The organism is Paraburkholderia sp. PREW-6R, assembly GCF_039621805.1.
Lineage (GTDB): Bacteria > Pseudomonadota > Gammaproteobacteria > Burkholderiales > Burkholderiaceae > Paraburkholderia.
The window spans coordinates 1001408-1023492 of record NZ_CP155074.1 but is presented as its reverse complement, the minus strand read 5'-3'; the positions used below and the strand labels follow the sequence as shown (position 1 = coordinate 1023492).

Sequence of the window (22085 nt, the reverse complement as noted above, 5' to 3'; positions counted from 1 at the left end):
CTGGTGTGCGGCGTTGCGCAGGTCCGAGCAGATCAGCAGCCCAATGCTCAATTCGACAGAAGCAGTTCAGCGAAGCGTTGAATGTCGACGTTGCCGCCGCTAATCAGCACGCCAACGCGCTTGCCCTTCAGTTGATCTTTCATCTGCCGCGCAGCGGCGAAACCAAGGCAGCCTGTGGGCTCGACGATCGTCTTCATTCGCGCTGCGAAAAAGCGCATGCAGTCGATCAGCTCGGCGTCGCTCGCTGTCAGTACGTCGTCGACGTCGCGACGGATGATTGCAAACGTATAGTGGCCGAGATGCTGCGTCTGCGCGCCATCCGCAATGGTCCGGGGCGTGTCGATATGCACGATGTTTCCCGAGCGGAACGATTGCTGTCCGTCATTGCCGGCTTCCGGTTCGACCGCATAGAGCTTGCAATCGGGCGACAGCGCACGTGTGACGAGCGCCGAACCCGACAGCAGTCCACCGCCGCCCAGCGGAACAAAAAACGCATCGAGCGGGCCGACCTCTTCGAATAGTTCTTTCGCCGCTGTACCCTGCCCCGCCATCACATCCGGATGATCGTACGGCGGAATGAGCGTCAGGCCGTGTCTGGCTGCCAGATCGCGCCCGATCTGCTCGCGGTCTTCTTTGTAACGGTCATAGATCACGACGTTGCCGCCATAGCCGCGCGTGGCCGCGACTTTCATCTCCGGCGCGTCGTGCGGCATGACGATCGTGGCGGGCATGTTCAAAAGCCGCGCGGAAAGTGCGACAGCCTGCGCGTGATTGCCGGACGAGAAAGCCACCACGCCGCGGCGGCGCTGCTCTTCCGTGAATTTCGACAATGCATTGAACGCGCCGCGGAATTTGAACGCCCCCATGCGCTGAAGGTTCTCGCACTTGAAGAACACTTCCGCTCCGAAGGCTTCATTGACCGTGCGCGAGGTCATCACGGGCGTGCGATGCGCGACCCCTTCGATTCGTTTTGCGGCAGCGACGACGTCGTCGAATGTGGGCAGAGAAAGCTGGGTCATCGGAGATTCGGTGTCAGGGAAGTTGAAGACGTTGCGCGCATCTGCGGCGACGCAAGCATAGGGAATTCTGTTTGGACGCGTTATGGATGTCAACGATCGCCATATTACTGAAGGCCGTGAGTCTATCGACAAAAAATCGTCACCACGGCTACGCCGCGCTCACGCCGACGCGTTGCGCCAAAGCCCGTTCAACGAGCATTCGCAAGACGGTCGGATCCTGCAACGCGGCGCGCGTCAGTCGTCGCCGTTCGCAACTTCGGCGCCCGCAATGCGATGGCGCGCGAGCGACTGCGCAACGAAACCCGACGTCTTCATCTCTTCGACGAAGTTCGCAAGATATGCGGCGGCGTCGCCTCTCGCCTTGGGCACGCCCATCGCCTGGCGGATCACCATGAAGCGCTGGTCCAGCAATCGCAGGCCGCCAGTGCGCGCTGCATCCTTTTCGAGTTGCTGCTTCACGCCCGCGGCGACGTCCAGATTCTGATCCAGAAAGCCCTGCACGACTGCGGGCGAAGTGGGAATCCGCACGAGCGTTGCACGATGCAGCTCACGTGTGAGAAAAAGGTCATACGCACTGCCTTTGCCGACCGCCACCTTCACGCCGGGTTGATCGACCTGTTCATTGGTGCGGATCGGCGAGCCGTCGCGAACGAGATAGAAACCTTCGATCAATACGTACGGCCGTGTGAATGCAATCTCCTGTCCGCGTTTGGGATCGATCGCGAAGAAGCCGACGTCCGCCTTGCCCTGGCTCACGTTATCCACCGACTCCCCCGCCGACTTCACGGCCACCAGTTGCAGCGGCACGCCAAGTCGTCTGGCCAGTTCGGTGGCGAGATCGACGGACACACCGACCGGTGTGCCCGTCGACGGGTCGAGCGTGGCGAGAACGGGATTGCCGAGGTTGATCGACGCACGCAATGCGCCGCCGGGTGCGAAAGCGGCCGCCATCGGCGCATTCGCCGCCTCGCTTTGCGCCGCCGACGACGAGGCCTCGGACACGGTCAGCACCGCCGTGGATGCGAGCAATGCGCCCAGCGCGCCGAACAACGTGCTGTGGCGTATTGCAGAGAAAAGCGTACCCATGCTGGTTTCCTTCGCGTTGTGCGTCGACGCAACCCGGTTAGCGAGACTTGCCGATCCGTCAGCAATATAACGCAACCCGTCATGACGTGGCTGCGTCTGCTGCGCGCGCTTGCGCGACGAGCTTTCGCAGCACATCCTCCAGCTCGACTTCACCCTTGACGGCAGTACCGTGCGCGCCCTCGAACCATATCCATCCCTCGTTGAATCCGTCGAGCATGCGCATACGCGGCACCGGATTTTTCATGCCCTGCTCAACGAACAACGCTTCCCACGTATCGCGCGGCACGACTTTCGCGGCCACGGGACGGCCTAGAATACGGGCAAACGTATCAGCGATGTCGACCGGCGTGACCCGTCGTGGTCCTTCGAGCTCCACCACCCGCACACCACTCCAGTTCTCCATCAGCAGTTGCGCCGCGACCCGGCCGACGTCGGCAGTGGCGACCATCGGCACAGGCTTGTCGAGCGGTTGCAGGAAACTGTGCATCACGCCCGTGTCGCGCGCCGCGGCGACGTCCCACGACGCGTTCTCCATGAACCAGCCCGGTCGCAGGAACGTGATGGGCAGCGGCAGACTGCGCAGCGCGCGCTCCAGCAGCGTGTGCTGAGTCAGCAGATTGAATTCACCCGCCTGCGCGCCGATGGTCGAAAGAGAGACGACCTTGCCCGGCATCGCGGATCGCAACGCGGTGTTCACGGCCTCGATGACCGCCCCTGCTTCCGCCAAATCGGGCGACGGGTCGAACTCCGGCGGCGGCAGGATGAATACGCCTTGCGCACCACTAAACGCCGCTGCGAGCGACGATGCGTCGTCCATCGTTGCGGCGACGACTTCGCAGCCAAGTTCGGCCCAGCTTCGCGCCTTCCTGATGTCGCGCACAACGGCTCGCACCGGCCGACCGGCATTTAGCAGCGTGCGCGCCATCGCACCGCCGACGTTTCCTGTGATACCCGTGATCGCATACATGTTCGCTTCTCCTTGAATGAATGAGTACGCAGGCTTGCACCTGCACGCAACGCATTCTGGGCAAAGAGGCAGCAAAACAAAATGACATGAATGTCATTGCAAAAATGACGCGACAGCACGAATTTAAACCGCTCATGGCGAGTCGCGGCGGGCGAACTCATCGCGCCATCCATCCGAGTCGAGCGCGCGCAGCGCGCCCGGCTTCCGATGAACATGCCGGCGCTTGTCTCGCGACATAATTCAAGCTGTCAGCGTTTTCCTGGCGCGTATGGCAAGATCGCCTCGATCATGCAGAGAAGGTCGCGGCCGCATTGCCCGTGCGTGAAAGCGAGCCGAAACTTTCAACAGTCCTTGATTGCACCTGGCATAGCCGTGACCTATCAGCGCCATTGCCACTATCGCATTCAGTTGGAGTAGCCTGTCGCGTATATTGGATGACGCACATTGCCTGCAGATGCGGGCACAGTGCCGTCTTCCGTCCATCCCGATGCCCGGTGGATAAGGCGACGAAGTCCGATACTGGCGGCAGCGTTTCGTCGCTGGCGTCGCTTGTTGCAAAGCTCGTCGCCATGACGCAGGAAACTGGATCGTTAATGTGCGGCACCAGCCCGATGCTCCAGTAAAGAGAGGTAGTAAGACCTTCCCCAAAGGAGAAACGCATGTCAAACGAAGCAAAGTGCCCGTTCAAACATACCGCCGGCGGTGGTACGACGAACCGCGACTGGTGGCCGAGGCAACTACGGCTGGATCTCCTTAGCCAGCACTCCGCCAAGAGCAATCCGTTGGACAAAGGCTTCGACTATGCCGAAGCATTCAGCAGCCTCGACCTCGCCGCCGTCAAGAAAGACCTGGCGGCGCTCATGACGAACTCGCAGGACTGGTGGCCGGCGGACTTCGGCCATTACGGACCGCTGTTCATCCGCATGGCCTGGCACAGCGCCGGCACCTATCGGATCGCCGACGGCCGGGGCGGCGCGGGCCGCGGTCAGCAGCGTTTTGCGCCGCTTAACAGCTGGCCGGATAACGTCAGTCTCGACAAGGCGCGCCGCCTGCTCTGGCCGATCAAGCAGAAATACGGCCAGAAGATTTCTTGGGCCGACCTGTTGATTCTCACCGGCAACGTCGCGCTCGAAAGCATGGGATTCAAGACCTTCGGCTACGCCGGCGGACGCGAAGACAGCTGGGAACCGGATCAGGACGTCTACTGGGGCGACGAAAAGACCTGGCTGGGCGGCGACGTGCGCTACGGCAAGGGCGCCGCAGGCGACGACCAGGACGGCGGCGTGATCGTGGCGGACGAAGAAAAGCACGGTGAGGAAGTCAGCCGCACCGACGGCGAACGCACGCTCGAAAGCCCGCTTGGCGCTGTGCAGATGGGTCTGATCTATGTGAACCCGGAAGGCCCGGACGGCAACCCCGACCCGGTCGCCGCCGCTTTCGACATTCGCGAAACGTTCGGCCGCATGGCGATGAACGACGAGGAAACGGTGGCGCTGATCGCCGGTGGTCACACGTTCGGCAAGACGCACGGCGCAGGGCCGGCCGAGAACGTCGGCCCCGAGCCGGAAGCCGCCGACATCGAAAACCAGGGGCTGGGCTGGAAAAACAGCTTTGGCACCGGCAAAGGCGGCGACACGATCACGAGCGGCCTTGAAGTCACGTGGACGAGCACACCGACCCAATGGGGAAATGGTTTCTTCCAGAACCTGTTCGGACACGAATGGGAACTGACCAAAAGCCCGGCCGGCGCAAATCAATGGGTTGCCAAAGGCGCGAACGCCGACATCCCGCACGCGCACGATCCGTCGAAAAAGCTGCTGCCGACCATGCTCACCACCGACTTGGCGCTGCGCTTTGATCCGGCTTACGAAAAGATCTCGCGCCGCTTCCTGGAGAATCCCGATCAGTTCGCCGACGCGTTCGCCCGCGCCTGGTTCAAGCTGACGCACCGCGACATGGGTCCGCGCGCGCGTTATCTCGGCCCGGAAGTGCCTGCCGAAGAACTGATCTGGCAAGACCCGATTCCGGCTGTCGATCATCCGCTCGTCGACGACAACGACATTGCGTCGCTCAAGCAGAAAATCCTGGCTACCGGCCTGTCCGTGTCCGAACTGGTGTCGACGGCGTGGGCGTCGGCGTCCACGTTCCGCGGGTCGGACAAGCGCGGCGGCGCGAACGGCGCGCGCATTCGTCTTGCGCCGCAAAAAGACTGGGCGGCCAACAAGCCCGAGCAGCTCGCCAAGGTGCTGAAGGCGCTGGAAGGCATCCAGAGCGAATTCAACGGCGCGCAGTCGGGTGGCAAGAAGATCTCGCTTGCCGACCTGATCGTGCTGGCGGGCAGCGCCGGCATCGAGCAGGCAGCAAAGAACGCGGGGCAGCAGATTACCGTGCCGTTCACGCCGGGCCGTGCGGACGCCTCGCAGGAACAGACCGACGTGGAATCGGTCGGCGCGCTCGAACCGCTCTACGACGGCTTTCGCAACTTCCTCAAGAGCCGGTCTGTCGTTCCGGCCGAAGCATTGCTGATCGACAAGGCGCAATTGCTGACGCTCACCGCGCCTGAAATGACCGTGCTGATCGGCGGCTTGCGCGCGCTGAACGTAACCAGCGAGAATTCGCAGGGCGTGTTCACGAAACGGCCGGAGGCGCTGACGAACGACTTCTTCATCAACCTGCTGGACATGGGTACGGAATGGAAGCCGACCTCTGAAGCGCGCGAAGCGTTCGAAGGTCGTGACCGCCGGACCGGTGAAGTGAAGTGGACGGGCTCGCGCGTCGATCTGATATTCGGCTCGCACGCGCAGCTTCGTGCGCTGAGCGAAGTCTATGCGAGCGAAGACGCGCAGGAGAAGTTCACGCGCGACTTCGTCGCGGCCTGGGTCAAGGTGATGAATCTCGACCGCTTCGATCTCGCCTGACTTTCCGCATAGTCAGGCCGCAGAATCGGGCTGCGGAACCAGGCCGCAAACTCAGGCCGCAGAATCAGGCCGCGTCGGCGCAAGACAGCGAAGCAGCCTGCGCGGCCGTCTCGCGCCGCGGTGCACCGGCATCTGGACTGAACGGTGCGACGTCCGTTAAACCGGCGTCGCGCCGTTTTTTTGGCGCATTCGAATCAGGGCACGCATGGACCGATTAACCAGCATGGCGTTATTTGTTGCGGCGGTCGAGGAAGGGAGTCTGGCGGCCGCCGCGCGACGGTTTGGCTTATCTGCCGCAATGGCGGGCAAGCACGTCAGCGCGATCGAAACCGAACTCGGTGCGCGACTGTTGCAGCGCACGACCCGCCGTCTGAGTTTGACCGATATCGGCCAGACCTATTACGGCCGCTGCAAGGCGATTCTCGACGCGTACGACGAAGCGAATCGCGAAGCGAGCGATGCACAGGCGAGCGCGCGTGGCGTGTTGCGGGTCGCAGCGCCCGTCACTTTCGGCGCCATGCATCTCGGCGAAGTCGTGGCGAAATATCTGGACGAGCATCCGCATGTGAACATTGAAGTGTCGTTGAGCGATCGCTATGTCGACCTGCTCGAAACCGGCGTCGATATTGCGGTGCGTATCGGCCGCCTGCCCGACTCGGGCCTGGTCGCGCGGCGGCTGGCGCCGTGCCGCATGGTGATCTGCGCGTCGCCAGCCTATCTGGAAAGGTACGGCACGCCGCGCACGCCGGGCGATCTGCAAGGGGCGCAGCGCCTCACGTTCAGCGAGGCCGTCTCCGCCGGCGACTGGACGCTCGTCGACGCGAAGCAGCACGCGCATATCATTGGCGGCCCTTGCAGAATGGCCGCGAACAATACGCAGATGCTGCTCGCCGCCGCGCTCGCCGGCGCGGGCATTGCGTATGGTCCAACGTTCGTGTTCGGCGAACAGATCGCGCTCGGCAAGCTGGTTGCACTGCTACCGCAGTACCACACCTCGGAATTGACCATTCAGGCGGTGTATCCGAGCGCGCGACATCTGTCGCTCAAGGTGCGGCACTTCATCGACTATCTGGCGGCCGCTTTCGGCGACGAGCCGCCATGGGACCGGCTGCAGCCATTAACCGCCGGCAAGGGCCACGCAGGTGGCGCGCGCGCTGCGGACAGCAAGGCGCGCCGCACGCGCCGTTAGTCGCGGGTGATCGAGCCTGCTCCCAACCCCCTCGACAAAGCGCAGCGCTTGCGTGCCTCGACACGTCGGCTGACAGCGAACGCCCCCCGTTCAACTCGCGTCAATTGTCCGCGTGAGCAGCGGTGAAACTCGTGAACGCATTGTACGGAAGCGCGATCGGCACGCCGTTGATCATGATCCCGTAGGTCGTATCGCCGCTGTCCAGCACGTAGTACATTGCCGCCTGCAGATTGTGGGTCTTGCGCGCCGAATAGAACGACGCCAGTTGGGTGGCAACGTAGTTCGCCCGATAAGACTCGCTCTTTTCCGGGCCTGTGTTCCATTCGGTGATCAGGAACGGCACGCCGTAGCGCGCCTTGCAATACGTCGGCAAATCGAATGCGGGGCCGTTGCCGTCCGCGCCAATGTCGAAAATGTCGCCGTAGACTTCGTAGTTGTGCCACGTCGTCAGGTCCCAGCGCACGGTCGGGTATCCGCTCGAGCCGTCCGGTTGCAGACCGTCCCATAGCATGTCGGATGCGCCGGTGTCGGCCACGCAGAAGTTGATCCCGCATTTCGCCGTGGGCTGTCTACTTTTGACGCCGTCGATCATTCCGCGCATTGCGCCGCGCATGACAGGCCAGTTGGCGTTGTTGAAGTCGATGGCCTTGGTGCCGGCCGTCGCGCTATCGACAACGATGCCGTTGGCGCGCGTCAGCTCATTGCCGCATTCGTACATGGTCACGCCGTACGGCGCGAGCGCGGCGGCAACCGTCGCGCCGCACGTCAACGAGCGGTTATAAGCGGCGGACTCGCTGGCGAAGAAATTGCCGTTGCTATCCTGCAGTCCGGAATCGATGAGCACGAACAGCGTCAGCCCCGCCGACTGGAACGCTCTCGCAATGGCCACAACGGCGTTCAGCTGCACGGGGTCGTCGGTGCAGCCCACGCGGTAAGTCGAACATCCGAGGTTTCGCATGAACGACACGAGCTGGCTCGGGCTATACGTATAGTCGTAGTGCCCATTGATGCCATAGAACATGCCGGGCGTGGCCGCCACCGCCGTGCGTGGATCGCGGCACGGCAGCCACTGGTCGACGTCGTTGCAGACATGGAACTGGCCGCCCGTGTCCTGGTACCAGAGCTTGCCGCCGTACCAGAGCAGCAGCGCCACGTTCGACGTGACCCCGACCGGAGTGTTGTCGCGATACACGGCGCCGTTGACCACGGTCCACAGCGCGCCGACCCGGTCGATGATGTACGGCGCGGGCGGGATCGCCGTGCCGTCCGTTGACGTGCCGCCGAGGCGCGGATCGTTGCAGGCCAGCCAGATCGTGCCGTTCCATCCATAAAACTGGCCGCCGGTGCCCTGCGAATAAATGATCCCGCGAATCCATAGCACCAGTGTCACGTTGTAGTTATTGCCGGCCAGCAACCCGTTGCGAGACACGTAGCCGTTCGAGAGCGTCCAGACGGCGTTCTGATTGTCGATGATTGAAGTCGCGGGCGGCATCGCCGTGCCATCGGCAGAAGCCATCGGCGAATTGTTCGTCGCGCTGGAATGGGAACCGGAGGAACTGGAAGAGCCCGACGAGCTATTCGACGACGATGAACCGGAGCCGCTGGAACTCGTTGTGGGCACACCATTCGCCGGCACGGAAGAGGAAGACGACGTCGATGCCGATACGGACGTGCTCGCCGATGCAGTCGTCGTTGTCGATGTCGCCGGCAGCGTTGAACCCGTCGCCGTGGACGTGCTCGCCCCGGTCCCGCCGACGTTGGACGATGTACCTGCTGTCTGCCCCTGTGCTTGCGCTTGCGCGCCGTTCGAACTGCCGCCACCACCGCCGCCGCCGCAGGCGCTCAGCACATAGCTTCCGCCGAGCGCGGTCAGGCATTCAAGGAATTGACGTCTTCGAATCATGGCATTGAATCCAGCGCCGGGAAAAGGCCCGGCAAAATAAAGCGAATGGAAATTGCCAGGCCGCACATCGATCTCTTTCGAGAACATGCAGTGTTATTTGGCAATCCTTATAACGAGGTCTATTTCGGCGCGGCCAATCCGCTGATGGGTAAAGCGTGTCTCGCCTCTAATTACCCTGTTGCACAAAATGGAAGTCCCGCCGTGTCGCGGGCAATACACCGCCAATCCAGATCCCCGAATCCGCTTACGTTCCGTAGTGCCTACCCGGCAAACAGCATTGCGCTGTTCACGCAGCCTGAAGACAGTGCGCCCCGATTGCTAATTGATTGACGTATGCATTGCTCATTACCCGTGCCTGTGTGTCGGCACGCGTCACGGAGGGCAACAGGGTGGCCCATCAAAAAGGAGGGTTTTTCCTGCAATTGGCGACTTTGGGCAAGAATCTGCCCGCGCAGCGCGGCCGATACGCAAATTACGAAGTCGCATTTGGAAAGGTTTGACCGTCGCATCCCCTGCCGGCAAACCGCGTGGCGAACATGGCAGCCGTTCCGGATATGTTGCCTTCGCAACGTTGGCGAACGCACGTTCACTCTAAGCTGCGCGATGCTGGCCATCAGACAGACACGCCAGGCCGGGATTTCTCTAGAGTTGAAGAATCGCTGCTCTATTCTGACCGGCGTAGCAGCGCTGACTTTTCAGCGCGAATTCAATCACACGGGAAAATCCAAATGAAACCTTCACGCCAAGAAGAAATAACGAACGACTTTTGCAGGCATAGCACGCTCAATTCGCACACCAACAGTGCACCGTTGGCACTCAAACGCACCATTTGCCCCGAAGAGATCCGCGACAACCTGCCTACCGGTCAAGGCGGCGTTGGATTTCTGTTCCACGCGACAGACTGGGAAACACTTTCATTTTCTTTTCATAACGTGAAAGCTCGCAATGCGGCTTTTGAAGAGGAGCTATGGAATACCAAACCTTTCATAGCCTCACCGATCTATCAGGGTTCGCAGATCATCGGCGCGAATATCGCCTGTCCGGTCCCGCTCGAAATGTGGCTCGGCAGCCCGCGCGGCATCAAGCGCTTTCGCGAGACGCAGTTCTTTCCGGCGCTGGAGCTGGCGAGGCAGGCGGGTTTGAACATGGTGGCAATGGGCGCATCCACGCCTTACGCGTGCAATTACGGCGCGCTGCCGCGTCCCGTCAAGCCGCCGCACATCACCACGGGCCACGCAGCTACGGCGGCGATGCTCAAGGACTGGGCGGTGCATTGCTGTAACGAACTCGATCTCGAACTCGGCAAAACGAAACTCGCGCTATTCGGTGCCGCGGGACGACTCGGCACGACGGTGGCGAAATACCTGCTCTATAAAGATGCACCAAAAGAACTGGTTCTGATCGACCTGCCGGACAAGGTGAACCTGCTGATCGATCAGGCCAATGAACTGATGGCCGCCGACCTGTTGGGACGCACCCGCGTGTCGGTTCATACTTTCAGCGCGGACACGCCCCTGCCGCCATTCGACGGCGCGATCCTCGCGAGCAGCACCAGCGTTCCGTACCTCACGGCGGCCGACCTGAAGCGTGCGCACTTCTGGATCGACGACTCGCATCCGAGGGCAGCGAGCGTCGAGGCGGAACTCGCGTCGCGCGGCCATACGCTATATATTGAGTGCTTCGCGCGTGGTCCCGCCGGCCTCGACTCCCGCTTCCCGTTCAGACTGCCCACTACGCGCGACTGCTATACCTGTTTCGCCGAAGGCTATTCGGCCTGGCAGGAAGGCATTGCTTCCGATTTCATAATTGGCAGCCCGCCCGTGTGGTCGGTATCCTATACTCACGGCCTTTTGAAGAAGTACGGGTTTTCAGTCGGGCCATTTCACGGCAAGAACGGTTCGGCGATCAACCTGGATGTCCAGCATCGCGGCAAGCCCGAACTGATAGGGTCCTGAATGCCATTGGAGGCCAGATGGTAATACCGCGCGAAAGCATGCGGGATGTGCTGGAAAGAAGCCGGTTTGCAATTCGATGGGGCGGCGCACTCGGCCTCCTGTGCCACCCTGTTTATTACGTTATCTGGACCTATGTCTTGCCGCAGCCGTACGACAACCTGTTGCTGCGGTTGAGTGCGGCCGTTCTCTGCATCCCGTTGATCTTTCAGGCGCGCTGGCCGAAGCAGCTGAACCGTTTCCTGCTGGTTTACTGGCATTGTTGCCTGATCTACGTGCTGCCTTTCGTTTGCACGTTCCTCGCCATCAGGAATGCTTTCTCCACGATGTGGATGATGACCGAGGTCATGATGATCTTCATCATGGCGTTGTGCATCGACAATCCGATCCTGCTCATGGCGTGTATCGGCATCGGCATGTTCGCCGGCACGGCCGCGGCGGTCATCAGCTCGCCGGTTCATATCGTGCTCAGCACGGCCAACCGGTCGGATCTCGCGCTGCTGCCGGTCGTCGTGCTGTGCAGCATGGCGTTTAGCCACGCGATCAGCAAGGGGCGCATTTTCGTTGAAAAGAACCGGGCCTTGCAGGCGCTCGCGGGTTCGATCGCTCATGAAATGCGCAACCCGCTCAGCCAGTTGAAGCACGTATTGGACCGCGTGGAAGAAGCGCTGCCCGTGACAACGGAGCCCGAGCGCGCGCCCGTGTTGTCGCCCGACCGTGCGGCGCGCCTCTACCGTCATGTCGCGCACGGACAACTGTCCATCGAGCGCGGACTGCGCATCATCGCAATGACGCTCGACGAAGTCAGCGCGAAGCCGCTGCGCTCCGATTTTCTCACTTACCTGAGCGCCGCCACCACGACCCGCAAGGCTCTGGACGAATACGGTTTCGCCGACAAAAAAGAGCGCGGCAGGGTTAGGCTCGTGGTGCTGGAGGACTTTACGTTCAAGGTCGACGAAACCGTCTACCTGTTCACGTTGTTCAACCTGATCAAGAACGCGCTGCATCACATCGCCGCGCACCCTAAGGCCACGCTCACTTTGACCGTGGACCGGCAGGCAATCACGGTGCGCGATACGGGAACCGGCATCGCGCCGGAAATCCTGCCACACCTGTTCGAGCCGTTTCGCACGGCGGGTAATTCAGCAGGCACGGGCCTCGGGCTCGCGTACTGTCAGCGCGCGATGCGCGCGTTCGGCGGCACGATCAGCTGTCGCTCCGAAGTCGGCAAGTTCACGCAGTTCACGCTGCAGTTCCCGGTTGTGACCGAAAGCGAAGTGGCGGAACATGAGCGCAAGATCTTCGAGCGCGCCACGCCGCTTTTCAGCGGCAAGCGCGTACTGATCGTCGACGACGACAACGGTCAACGGGCGCGCTCGCGCCGCGCGCTCACGAAGGTCGGCGCGCAGGTCAGCGAGGCGGAAAACGGCCTTACCGCGCTTGCGCTGCTGCGGGAGTCCACCGCCTATGACCTCGTGCTGATGGACATCAACATGCCGGTGATGGACGGCTATTCGGCCACCGAAAAGCTGCGCGCCGATCGCGGGAATCCGAACTGGAACGTGCTGGTCGCCGCCTATACGGCGGAACCGGGCAACGTGGCGCGCGTGCTCGCGCGGCGCGCCGGGATGGACGACATGATCAGCAAGTCGTCCAGCATGGTGGAACTGATCACCGCGCTGCGGACACTGTTCGAAAACGGCAATCGTCATCTGCTGGGCGAGCGGTTCGAAGGCTTTTCCGGCAAAACGATCCTCGTCGCGGATGACGACACGTATAGCCGCCTCGTCGCCAAGGCCTATCTGGAGCGTTTCGGCGCGAGCGTGGTCGAAGCCGAGCATGGCCACGGCGTACTCGCGTGCCTCGAGACGGAGAACGCGATCGACGCGATCGTGCTCGACGTCAACATGCCGGGATTGGGCGGCGTGGACACCACCGCGATGATCCGCGCGCGTACCGACGCGTATGCGAGCGTGCCGATCATCGCATTGACCAGCCAGTCGGATATCGGCTCGGTGCAGACCTGCCTCGGCGCGGGCATGAACGAAGTGATGGTGAAGCCCGTGCAGGTAGGCTCCCTGTACGCCTGTCTTGCGCGCCAGTTCGCGCAGCAGCGCGTGACGGGCGCTTTGGCGAGAACCACGTTGCCAGCCGCTAGCGCAGAGCCTCCGGCGCCGCAGCCAGCCGAGCCCACGGCCGTCATCGCGGAGCAAGGCGGTCTGCTCGATGAAAAGCACCTGGAAGAACTGGTGGCGCTCGACCTGATGGATCGTTCGTTCCTGAATGGTGTGGAACAAATTCGCGGGCTGGTGGAGCGGCTTGCAGTCAGCGTCTCTGCGCTCGATCTCGAATCGACGCATGGTGCGCTGCACCTGTTGCTTGGCGCAAGCGGCAATATCGGCGCGCGGGCGCTGCATCAGTATTCGCGGCAGATTTACCCGCGCATCGTGGAAGGCGAATGGCCGCCGGAACCCGACTGGCTCACGCGGCTTTGCACGCTCGGCGAACGTTCCGCCGACGCGCTGCAGGCCTACTACGCGTCGGCCAACCTGAAGCGCGACCACCGCAACCTGCTGAACGACTGAATGCGGTTCAGGACGGCAGCACGCTACCTATGCATGCTTCATAGGCGTGCCATATTCAGGCGCCTCACTTACTGAGCTCATTTATTTAGCTCATTTATTTAGCTTACTTAAGTGCCTCACACGCATGCCCGTACCGCCCCAACGCCACTGCGCGGGCGGCCTGCGAATTCACTTCGATGTGAGTGGCGCGGCAAGCGGTTGCTGGTCATCTTCGTCAGATGGGCGGCTTTTCAGGTTGGGGAAGCCCATGGTGACCGTCGTGCCCTCTCCCGGTTCGGATTCGACCCGCAGGCTGCCGCCGAAAGACTGCATGATGCGATGGCAGAAAATCATGCCCATGCCGTGACCGCCGGAGCCGGCGTGCGTAGTGACCGGTTCGACCAGCAGACGCGCCTTGATTTCAGGCGCAATGCCCGGACCGTTGTCGCGGATCCGGATCTCGGGCGCGGGCGCGCTGACCACTTCCACGCGCAACGACGGCGCCGCCGTGCCCTCGAGCGCGCGCAGTGCGTTCGACATCAACGAGGACAGCACCAGCGCGACGCAGTTCGGCATGGCGCTCACCATGAAGTCGCCCTGCACATCGACACTGACCCAGTCACGCTGCGCGCCGGCGAACGGAAACGTGTCGACGAGCGTAGTGATCAGCCGCGTTGCCTTGACCTCGCGCAGGCTGCCGGCCGCCGCCGACTGCTGGCCGCCGGTCCGGTGCACGGTGGCCCAGAACGACGAAATCAGCGTGAGGCAGTACTGCGCATTGTTTAGCATTGAGGTGGCCGCTTCGCCGATAGCCTTCTGACGGTCGGGTTCATATTGCAGCGCGACATCGCCCTCCACCGAACGCGCGAACAACGAAATCGCGGCAAGCGGCGTATTCAGTTCATGGGCGAGAAATGCGAGCGTCTCGTCCATCGCAAGCAGCCGCTGCTGATGTGTTTCCCGTTCGCTGTAGCGCGCTACGGCGAGTTTCAACACGTCGCGCACGGCGTCCGTGCGCAATGGCTTTTCGAGAATGCGGAAAATGTCGCCGATATTGACCGTTTGCAGCAGCATGTCCTTGTCGGCATAAGCGGTGACGAGAATGCGCACGATCTGTGGGTACTCCTGCGCGACCTGTCGCAGCAGGTCGTCGCCATCGCGGCCCGGCATGCGGAAATCGGTCACCAGCACTGCGATCTCCGAGCCGTACTCTTTCAGCACGGCGATGGCAGCGTCCGCACCAGCGGCGACATGCACACAGTAGTCTGCGCGCAGCGACCGTGCGAAGTGGTTGCGCGACATCTCGTCGTCGTCGACGAACAGAATGGAAAACGGCGGCTGCATGATGTCAGTCATCGAATTCCCGGCGAAAGAAGGTGAGCGGGTTGGCGGGACAAACGGAAAATAATTCTACCACCCGGCTTTTGCGATTGATCCGTTTCTTCCGTGCGGCCACGCGGCCTCGCGGCCATCGCAGGAGACAGGCACGGATGCTCCGGCCGCGCTGCCGCTAGTTTCTGATGGACTGCAGAAAATAGCGATCCGGCAATTCGAGCCCAACGCCGAGCCGCAACGCTTCGCGATACACATGTCCGCCTACCGCTGCGAACTGTACGCCCCAGTTGCCGACGGTGTAGTAGAACGTGATCTGGTTCGCGCCGGTGCGGCCAGGCGCACGGCCTGTGATCACGTCGGTATAGACCGGCCACCCGCTCGTATCCACCCTTGCGCCGCGCGACACAGGCAGCCGCGCCCGCTCTTCGCTGCTTCCGCCGATGAACGCGTTAGGGCTTCCCGATACCCGCTGGCTGAAGCGCTCGCTTTCCGCCATCGGCAGCCGTTCGTGACCCTGCGCAATCGTCACGTCGAAACGGCTGGCCACGCGCGCGTCGAACTCCCGCGGTGTCAGCGCGAGCACGTGCATACCGGGCTCCAGCCAGTCGGCGTCGAGCACCGGCGTCATGCTGTCGGTGCAGGTAGCGACGATGTCGGCGCCGCGCACCGCCCGTTCAGCGGCGTTCACGGCCTCGACTTCAATTCCGAGTTGCGCTGCCATTTCCCGGGCGAATCTTGTGCGGTTCGCCTCCTGACGGCTGAACACGCGTACACGGCGAATGTCGCGCACCGCCACGAGCGCCTGCAGAAACGTTTGCGCCATTCCGCCCGAGCCGATCATGCCGACCGTGTGCGCGTCCTCCCGTGCGAGCAGCCGCGTGCCGAGCCCTGCCGCGCCGCCCACGCGCATGTGTTGCAGATGCCCGTCGTTGACGATGGCAAGCGGTGCGCCGTTTTCCGTGCTGAACAGCATGACCAGACCGCAATACGTGCCGGGCTCGACACAGTACTTCTGCTCGCTTTCCGCGCGGCCGTCGGCGCCGCCCGGCCATACCATCACGTCCGACTTGAGCCGCACCGCCAGCACGCCGCCGGTCGCGCCGTCGACGGAACCGAAGCGGTAATAGCTGTCTTCGCGCCGGGTCGGCACGTAGGTGTCGATACGCGGCCGCCCGATCGACGCACCACCCGGCAATCCCGCGAACGCGCGTTCCTGTACGTCGATACAGTCGCGCATGGACAGCACACGTGCGACGCAGTCGTTATCGATCAGCAGCATGGTATCGGGTCCCGGATAAATGTTTCGAGGCAGGAACCGGCACGCCAGCTAGCGCGCGACGCACCGCGCCGCGCCCGCGCCGGCACGCCGGCCGAACACCACGCCCGCAACCAGTCCCGTGCCGCTGCCATAGTTGTGATAGTAAAGACCACCGACGATCTCGCCGGCCGCATAGAGCCCGCGAATCGGCGTGCCCGACGTGTCGAGCACTTCGGCGTCTGTCGATACCTTGAGGCCGCCGAACGTGAACGTGACGCCCGTCGTCACGCCATAAGCTTCGAAAGGCGGCGTATCGAGCCGGTTGGCCCAGTTGGTCTTGTCGATTGCCAGGCCGCGCGTGCGCAGACCGTCGTGAATGTTCGGATTGAACGGCACATCCGGACGGGATGCGTCGTTGTATGCGCGCACGGTCCGCATGAAGCCCTCGGGGTCGACGCCGGTGAGTTTCGGCGCGAGTGCTTCGAGCGTATTGGCTGTCTCTTTCGTGATGCGCGCGATCCGATACTCGTCGCGCAGCAATTTGACGACTTTCTGGTCGAAAATCTGCCATGCGAAAAGCCCGGGCTGGCGCAGCACTTCGTGGCCATACTTCGCGTAGGTGAAGCTATGAAAGTCGAGCCCTTCGTCGAGAAAACGCTCGCCTTTTGCGTTCACCAGAATACCGAACGGGTAGTTGTGTTTCTGGAAGCGGTCGCCGATCGTCAGGTCGCCATATTCCGGCGCATTCATGTCCCACTGCACCGCGTGCGCGCCAGACCAATGGCCCGTCACCGCCGCACCGATCTCCATTGCCATCTTGTGGCCCCAGCCGGTGTTGTAGCGCGTGCCGCGCACCTTCGCCAGATCCCAGTTGGGGCCCAGATAACGCGCACGCATCTCCGCACTCGATTCGAAGCCGCCGCACGCCAGCACGACCGCTCCCGCCCTGATCTCGACCTGACGCCCTTCGTGCATTGCCCGCACACCCTCGATGCCGCCGTCGCCATGCAGAAGTCCCATCGCCTGCGTGCGATACAGCACGCCGATGCCGGCCTCCTTCAGCGCGTAATGCAGCGTTTCGACGAGATGCGTGCCGCCGCCGAGAATGTGGCACGCAAGGCCGCCCCAGAACCTGAACTTGCCTTCGACGCGAAACGCCTGCCGCCCGAGCGCCGGCTGGAACCGCACGCCATGCTTCCTGAGCCACAATGCGGCATCGTAGCTGTTGCCGATCAAGACATCGGTGAGATCCGGATCGGCGCGAAATTCCGTGAGCCGGCCAATATCGTCGAAGTACTGCTCACGCGTATAGGTGCCGAAGTCGATGTTCGGCAAATCCAGTTCCGCGATATCCGGCGCAAGCTTGAGCAGGTCGTCGACCGAATCGTAGACAAAGCGGAACGCGCCGCCCGTAAAGGCCGAATTGCCGCCGCGCGCGTCTTCCGGCGCGCTCTCCAGCAGCACGATGCGTTTCGCCCCGCCTTCCCGCGCGGCAAGCGCCGCATTGGCGGCGGCATTGCCCGCGCCGATCACGAGCACGTCGATATCGGTGAGTTCGTCGAAGGTCATCAGTTGGCTCTCCAGTTCCAGTGTGGGCTAGCGGCGCGGATATTCGGCGAGCGGAGTCAGCGACGCGGCGTCCGACCCGGCATCCACGACAGGGTTCAAGGTTTCGAGACTGCGGCCCGTGGTACGCGGACCGAACACGAGCGTGATCAACGCGGTGAGGAACCATGCGCCCGCTATGTACATGAACACGGTCACGTAACCGTAGTTCGTGTAGATGGCCGCGATCACGAATGCATTCGCGACGTTCGCAATGCGCCCTGCGCCGTAGGTGAGCCCGGTTGCGCTATTACGCACGCCGGTCGGAAACTGTTCGGGCGTGTACGAGTACAGCAACGTCGCAAAGGTCTGCGTCAGCATGCCGACCGCAAAACCGAACGTCACGATCAATACCGGCGTAAAGCTCAAGCCGTACAACAGGCCGAATCCGGCGATCAGCAGCGCAACCAGCGCGATCAGATGTTTGCGTTCGTACCGGTCGGATGGGTAGACCGCCAGCAGCGCGCCAAGCGGCGCGCCCACGTTGATCAGCGTGAAATACGTCAGGCTACTGGCAATCGTGATGCCGTGATGGACCAGCAGCGTCGGCACCCACGCTTCGAAGCCATAAAAACCGATGGTCTGCAGCAGCCAGATCGCGCAGAGTGTGAGCGTACGGCGCCGGTAAACGCTGTTGAACATCGTCCGCCACGGTTCGCGCGCTTCGGGCGGCCGCGAAATCACTTCAGGTGAACTGAGCACATGCCCCTCGGCGATGCTGCGCGCTTCCATTGCCGCCAGCGCGGCCTCGGCCTCGTCGAAGCGCCCTGCCCGCGCACTCCAGCGCGGCGATTCGGGCAGACGCCTCGCGATCAGCGGAAACGCGACGCCGAGCGCGCCCCACACGAACACCCAGCGCCAGCCATCCGGTCCAAACGGCACGAGCAGACGCGCGACGAGGTTCGTCATCGGGATCGCGCACAGGTTGATGACCATCGCCCACGATTGCCAGGTGCCGCGCGAGCGCGCCGGAAAGAGTTCGGCGATATAGGTCATCACCGTCACCATGCCCGCTGAAATACCGAAGCCGGTGACGACGCGTGCCGCAAACAGATACGGCACGCTCGGCACCAGCGCGGTCGCCAGCGATCCGAATGACGAGATCAGCACGAACAGCATCAGCGAGTGTTTGCGTCCCATTCTGTCCGACAGCAGGCCGCCGAGCGTCGCGCCAAAGAACATACCGATGAAACTTGCCGACGTAATCAGCGCGATTTCGTTGATCGCGATATGCCAGTGCCGGATGAGCGCAGGCGCGGCCGACGCGAAGGTGTTGATATCGCAACTGTCGAAGAAAAGCGGAATGGCGAACAGGAACATCCATTCCCGATGCATCCGCGAGTTCGGCAAGCGGTCGACGCGCGCGGCGACGAGTGAGTCGTTCATGCCTGTCTCCATCCGTTTGTTTTGCTGGCCGTGCGGGTATGCAATCACGCCAGCTGCATCAATGCCGCAAACCCGTTTCGAGCAACGCGGTCAACGCCGTCATGTCCTGCAGGCTGTCGACGCGCCATAGCATCCCGAGCGCGTCGCGGCTCGCTCCGGGCGTCAATGCATGATTCGCGCAGTCGAGAAACTTGGCCTCGATCCGCTCGTCCGGCAGCGGATTCGCCGACGTGCGGCCCGCTGCGCGCGCAACGCGTTTCGAGACACGACGCCCATCGCGAAGCTGCACGACCACTTCCGCGCCGAAGTGGTCCGGTTGCCGATCCGCCTGCGGGTCGGGTTCGGCGACGATCCTGGCCATCAGCGCACGAATCGCTGGGTCGGCATACGCGTCGCCCTCGAAGTCGGACAGCACGACGCGCCCTTGCGCGAGCGCGCGCGCCACGCAGTACTGCACGCTGAATTTGGCGTCGAGCGCACTCGCCGGTTGCGGGCGGTTCGTGTGCTGGAGACGCCGCGGGTGAGTCCACGAGACGACCGCTTCGACCTGGTCCGGCGTCAGTCCGTATTCGCTCACGAGCATCAGCATCGCGTCGATGGCAGGGTGTGTGCTGCCGCAGCATGGGTACTGCTTGATCGCAATCCCCGGCTCGACGATGTCGAGCGGTTCGGCCCAGTGTGCGAGCGGGGCATCGGCGTCGTAATGCCCCGCGCCGTTGTACACGTTGAAAAATCCCTGACGGTGTTCGAACGCTTCGTCGCCTGCGTTAAAACCCTCTCGCGCCAGCAGTGCCGCAACCAGTCCATTACGCGACGCATGGCCGACATGCAACGGCTTCGTCATCGTGCCGAAATTGGCCTTGATGCCCGAGGCGAACGAGGCCGCAATCGAGAGCGCCGTCGCCGTGTGCGCCGCGTCGAGTTCAAGCAGATGCGCCGATGCGGCACATGCACCGAATACGCCGAGCGTAGCCGTCGGGTGCCAACCTTTATCGTAATGATGAAAGTTGACTGCGCGGGCAATACGGGCCTGCGTTTCGAAACCGGCCACATACGCGGTGACGAATCGCAGCCCGCATGCATGGTTCTCCTCTGCCAGCGCCAGCAGCGCGGGCAGAATCGGCGCGGACGGATGGCCGCCCAGCGTGTTGCTGCAATCGTCGAAATCGAGTGCATGCGCGGCCGTTCCATTGACCAGCGCGGCGTCGCTCGGCTTCATTCGCAAACGTGAGCCCAGCACGAGCGCGGCGCCGTCAGAAGGCGACGCGACGGTCCGTGCGATCCGCGCACAAGGCTCCGCCGCGCCTGCCAGCGTCACGCCGATCGTATCGATCACGCCTATGCGCGCCCAGCGCAGCGCCTCGTCCGGCAGGTCGGCGGCGGTGAAGGCGGCGATCCGTTCACCAAGCGAGTGTGCGATGCTCATCCCTGGTCTCCCCGTACGAGCGATAAATCCGGCGACGCGCTGCGCCGCAAACCCGACGACGAAGGCGACGTCGAAGCCGGCAGCGCATCGAGCCAATGCAGATCCGTTTCGTTCTCGATCTGATCCAGCCGCTCGAATAGCGCGTCGGCCGCGCTGCCCAGGCGCGTCGTCATGCGCAGGAACTTGCTGCGCAACTGCGCCGGCGTCAGCGGCGTCGACGGGCAACCGGGAAAATCGTTTTGCGCCAGTTCATATGTCGTACCGTTATCGAGCGTGATCCGCGTGACGGTTGCGAGCGCGTTTTTGAGCCCGTCTTTAAACCCGATTGTGTCGGTCGACACGAGCGTCACGCGCTGCGCGAGTTCGCGAATCGATGCATCGCTCAGCAGCCGTGCACCGAACGTCGACGGATCGTCGGCATCGTGCAGCAAAGCCGCAGCGACGCAGATCGGCACACTGTATTGCGCGAGCACCTGATTGGCCGGCTCTTTGATGTCGTGATTCGCTGCAAGGCGCGGTGCGCCCTCGATGCGGATCGAGGCAATCCGGCGCGCGTCGATGTCGTGCGCGGCGCGCAACTGCTGCGCAGCGAAAACCGGCGTGTGCGCAACGATGTGACACGCGTAGCGCTTCAGGCATAGCGTCGGCGTTTCATAGTGCGTGCCGAGACCCTCGGTCAAACGTGCGGGGTCCGAGACCTCGCAGTACGCGTGCAGGAAGCCGTAGCGGCCCTCCAGTACCGTCGAGGGTCCATCGAATCCCGCTTGCGCGAGTTGCACCGCGACGATCCCGGACTGCGCCGCGCGTCCAAGATGCAGCCGTTTGACGAGCCCCCCGTCGCCGGACTTCGAGAATTCGAGCAGGCCGCCGCTTAGCGAGCCCGCCAGACCCAGCGCACGCCGCAGCATGGCCGCATCGACACCCGCGAGTTTGCCCGCGACGACCGCCGCGCCGAACGGTCCGGTGAGGCCCGGCGCATGGAAGCCGCGCGCTTCCGCGGAATGCTTCGTGGCCGCGCCGACGCGAAACAGCACCTCGATTCCCGCGACCAGCGCGGCCAGCACGTCCCGCCCCGATGCGCCGCCAATCTGCGCGGCCGCAAGCGCAACCGGAACGAGCGACGCGCCCGGATGAACGCCCGCGCCGGGTTGCCGCAAACTGTCGAGTTCGGCGGCGTGGACAAGCACACCGCCCGCGAAAGCAGCCGCATCGGCCGTCACGCGCCGCGCCGTGCCGGGGATCGCGCACGGCCCCGGTGCCGCATCGCTGACGTAGCGCAGTGCGGCCTGGCCTGCTTCGACCTCGTGTCCGTAAATCGCCGCGCCGATCGCGTCGATCAGACAGTCTTTCGCCAGCCGCACGATGCCGGCGGGAAACTGCTCGTATCGCACACCGAGCGCGTAGTCGGACAGCAACTGCGCCGCGCTGGGCCCAGCGGAAGAAGCCGGCTGCATGAAAGCGTCTCCGTTTAACTGAT

Annotated in this window: 15 protein-coding genes; 5 read left to right on the top strand and 10 right to left on the bottom strand. The window is 63.0% G+C overall.

The window, feature by feature from the left end; genetic code table 11:
* Window positions 1-47: 47 nt before the first annotated feature.
* The 3 genes from AAGS40_RS19745 to AAGS40_RS19735 all read right to left on the bottom strand — a co-directional run bounded on the left by AAGS40_RS19745 (window position 48) and on the right by AAGS40_RS19735 (window position 3072).
* Complete coding sequence (locus AAGS40_RS19745) at window positions 48-1019, bottom strand: threo-3-hydroxy-L-aspartate ammonia-lyase (protein WP_345816475.1); 972 nt, start codon at window positions 1017-1019, stop codon at window positions 48-50.
* 234 nt (window positions 1020-1253) lie between these two features.
* On the bottom strand, window positions 1254-1970 hold the full coding sequence (locus tag AAGS40_RS19740) for an ABC transporter substrate-binding protein (protein ID WP_345816514.1): 717 nt from the start codon (window positions 1968-1970) through the stop codon (window positions 1254-1256).
* Between the two features lie 214 nt (window positions 1971-2184).
* The gene (locus AAGS40_RS19735) at window positions 2185-3072 is read right to left on the bottom strand and encodes an NmrA family NAD(P)-binding protein (protein WP_345816474.1); all 888 of its coding nucleotides are present in this window, start codon (window positions 3070-3072) and stop codon (window positions 2185-2187) included.
* Between the two features lie 659 nt (window positions 3073-3731).
* Between AAGS40_RS19735 and katG the strand changes: the two genes are divergently transcribed.
* On the top strand, window positions 3732-5990 hold the full coding sequence (gene katG, locus AAGS40_RS19730) for a catalase/peroxidase HPI (protein WP_345816473.1): 2259 nt from the start codon (window positions 3732-3734) through the stop codon (window positions 5988-5990).
* 205 nt (window positions 5991-6195) lie between these two features.
* Window positions 6196-7179 (top strand): LysR family transcriptional regulator, encoded by a 984-nt coding sequence (locus AAGS40_RS19725; RefSeq protein ID WP_345816472.1) that lies wholly within the window; start codon window positions 6196-6198, stop codon window positions 7177-7179.
* 100 nt (window positions 7180-7279) lie between these two features.
* On the opposite strand, the gene AAGS40_RS19720 is transcribed toward AAGS40_RS19725, so the two are convergent.
* Window positions 7280-9082, bottom strand: a complete 1803-nt coding sequence (locus AAGS40_RS19720) for a hypothetical protein (RefSeq protein ID WP_345816471.1) — start codon at window positions 9080-9082, stop codon at window positions 7280-7282.
* Here AAGS40_RS19720 and AAGS40_RS19715 point away from each other — a divergent pair.
* The 3 genes from AAGS40_RS19715 to AAGS40_RS19705 all read left to right on the top strand — a co-directional run bounded on the left by AAGS40_RS19715 (window position 8975) and on the right by AAGS40_RS19705 (window position 13619).
* Window positions 8975-9412: a hypothetical protein gene (locus AAGS40_RS19715; protein ID WP_345816637.1), complete on the top strand. Its 438-nt coding sequence runs from the start codon at window positions 8975-8977 to the stop codon at window positions 9410-9412. The genes AAGS40_RS19720 and AAGS40_RS19715 overlap by 108 nt on opposite strands.
* A 206-nt stretch (window positions 9413-9618) precedes the next feature.
* Window positions 9619-11037, top strand: a complete 1419-nt coding sequence (locus tag AAGS40_RS19710) for a hypothetical protein (RefSeq protein WP_345816470.1) — start codon at window positions 9619-9621, stop codon at window positions 11035-11037.
* A 17-nt stretch (window positions 11038-11054) separates the two neighbouring features.
* Entirely contained in the window at window positions 11055-13619 is a 2565-nt protein-coding gene (locus AAGS40_RS19705; protein WP_345816469.1) for a response regulator, read from the top strand.
* A gap of 168 nt (window positions 13620-13787) precedes the next feature.
* Here AAGS40_RS19705 and AAGS40_RS19700 read toward each other — a convergent pair whose 3' ends face one another.
* The 6 genes from AAGS40_RS19700 to AAGS40_RS19675 form a co-directional block, all read right to left on the bottom strand.
* Window positions 13788-14954 carry a hybrid sensor histidine kinase/response regulator gene (locus AAGS40_RS19700; protein WP_345816468.1) on the bottom strand — a complete coding sequence of 389 codons (1167 nt, stop codon included), beginning with the start codon at window positions 14952-14954 and terminating at the stop codon, window positions 13788-13790.
* Window positions 14955-15108: 154 nt separating this feature from the next.
* A complete protein-coding gene (locus tag AAGS40_RS19695) occupies window positions 15109-16212 on the bottom strand; it encodes a hypothetical protein (protein ID WP_345816467.1) in 1104 nt (367 codons plus the stop codon).
* Between the two features lie 48 nt (window positions 16213-16260).
* Complete coding sequence (gene tcuA / locus AAGS40_RS19690; RefSeq protein ID WP_345816466.1) at window positions 16261-17760, bottom strand: FAD-dependent tricarballylate dehydrogenase TcuA; 1500 nt, start codon at window positions 17758-17760, stop codon at window positions 16261-16263.
* 27 nt (window positions 17761-17787) lie between these two features.
* Window positions 17788-19182 (bottom strand): MFS transporter, encoded by a 1395-nt coding sequence (locus AAGS40_RS19685; protein WP_345816465.1) that lies wholly within the window; start codon window positions 19180-19182, stop codon window positions 17788-17790.
* A 58-nt stretch (window positions 19183-19240) separates the two neighbouring features.
* Entirely contained in the window at window positions 19241-20608 is a 1368-nt protein-coding gene (locus tag AAGS40_RS19680; protein WP_345816464.1) for an MmgE/PrpD family protein, read from the bottom strand.
* On the bottom strand, window positions 20605-22062 hold the full coding sequence (locus AAGS40_RS19675) for an MmgE/PrpD family protein (protein WP_345816463.1): 1458 nt from the start codon (window positions 22060-22062) through the stop codon (window positions 20605-20607). Before AAGS40_RS19675 ends, AAGS40_RS19680 begins: the two co-directional genes overlap by 4 nt.
* Window positions 22063-22085: the final 23 nt, after the last annotated feature.